We start from the raw sequence: 491 nt of genomic DNA, 5'->3' as shown, positions 1-491 counted from the left end.
CCTGTACTCGCCGCTGAAGCTGTTCGCGCCGATCGCGGTCGGCTTCTTCCTGCTCGGCCTGGGCTATTACGGCTACACCTTCGCCACCATGCACCGCTTCACCAACATGAGCACCCTGCTGTTCAGCGCCTCGGTGATCATCTTCCTGATCGGGCTGATCTCCGAGCAGATCACCGGGCTGACCTACCTGGCAGCGCGGGACGGGCGGGACGCGGAGTGAGTGGGACGCAGCCGCAACGTGCGCGCCTGCTGTTGATTACGCGTAACCTGCCGCCACTTCAGGGCGGCATGGAGCGCCTCAACTGGCATCTGCTGCATCAGCTTCAGCGTGTAGCGGACATGCAGGTGGTGGGGCCGCAGGGCGCGGCAGCACTGGCACCGCAGGGGCCGGAGGTGCGTGAGGCGCACCTGCGCCCTCTTTGGCGCTTCATGCTTGCCTCGCTGTGGCAAACGCTCGCACTCGGCAGGCGCGGACGCCCAAGCGCCTATAT

Annotated in this window: 1 protein-coding gene and 1 pseudogene; both read left to right on the top strand. The window is 66.0% G+C overall.

Going from position 1 to position 491, the window contains the following annotated elements; all coding sequences use genetic code 11:
• Positions 1-220, top strand: a pseudogene (locus tag AC1DN0_RS41400) (hypothetical protein); the annotation flags it as partial.
• 68 nt (positions 221-288) lie between these two features.
• Positions 289-491, top strand: a 203-nt coding sequence (locus AC1DN0_RS41395; RefSeq protein ID WP_477146653.1) for a hypothetical protein, incomplete at its 3' end; no start/stop codon positions are given.

It is taken from the genome of Cupriavidus sp. 05N39 (genome assembly GCF_056397325.1).
The sequence above is the reverse complement of the archived record's forward strand: the minus strand, read 5'-3'. Positions and strand labels throughout refer to the sequence as shown.